Source organism: Ruegeria sp. BHSA123 (assembly GCF_059613425.1).
This window is the reverse complement of record NZ_JBXWSL010000173.1, coordinates 1-1,037: the sequence shown is the minus strand read 5'-3', so window position 1 is coordinate 1,037 and position 1,037 is coordinate 1. Positions and strand designations below refer to the sequence as shown.

The 1,037-nt window shown below is 58.0% G+C and carries 1 protein-coding gene; it reads left to right on the top strand.

Annotated features, from left to right (window positions below; translation table 11 throughout):
* Window positions 1-498: 498 nt before the first annotated feature.
* The coding region (locus AC2FNC_RS20850) for an NAD(P)-binding domain-containing protein (protein ID WP_496716595.1) at window positions 499-1,037 on the top strand (539 nt) is incomplete at its 3' end.

Here is a 1,037-nt window from a genome sequence, read left to right as displayed (position 1 = left end):
TCCCCGACCGCCACATGCTGGACCTGTATTCGGCCAGGGGGCGCTGCAGGATTGACCATGCCCGTGCCCGGTTGGGTTACGCGCCTTCTTACACTCTTGAAGCCGGGTTGAACGCCACACGCCCCTATTTGGAAACCCGCTTTGGAAAGTAATGTAATGGCCAAGTCAGCCTGCCCGATATTGCGAAACATCTGCACCCATAGCGCTGGCGGCATATCACGCCGGTCGGTTAATCACTAAATTTGCAGAACCCGCATGCGGTCGAAAATTCGAGAAACGATCGAAAAGTTTCAAACCGCGTTTTAGCCTCAAGCCTTACAATTTCCCCCAAAGCCTCAAATTGAACCATTTTTGGAAACGCAATGCAGGGAGCGGCTGCCAGGCCGACAAATATATTGGATTCGCGCCCATTCCACCCTATCCGTGAAGAGGGGCGGAATTTTCGGCACTCAGGATGCCAATTGATTTCAGTGTGACTTTGTACGATCAGGATAGATTATGAACTACGAAACCTCGCACCATCAGTCCCTCAAGCAGCTTATCGCGGCGCGCGATGCGCGGGTTGCCGTGGTTGGGCTGGGCTATGTCGGGCTGCCGCTGGCGCTGACTGCCTATGATGAGGGGTTCGATACCACCGGCGTTGATCTCAACCCTGACCGGGTGGCACGGATCAATCAGGGCGATCAGGTCATATCGTATCTGGCGTCAGACCGGATCGCACAAGCGGTAGACAGTGGCAGGTTCCGCGCAACGCAGGACGCTGCGGCACTGGCCGAGGCCGATATCATCCTGATCTGCGTGCCGACCCCGCTGACCGATGCACAAGACCCGGACATGCGCTTTGTCGCCGCCGCCGCACAAACCATCGCGCAGCATCTGCGCCCCGGTCAGATGGTGGTGCTGGAAAGCAGCGTCTGGCCCGGAGCCACTACCACACTGGTTCAGCCGATCCTTGAGGCGGGCGGTCTGCGCGCGGGCAGTGATTTCTTCCTGGCGTTTTCGCCCGAGCGCGAAGACCCCGGCAATGACAAGTTCGA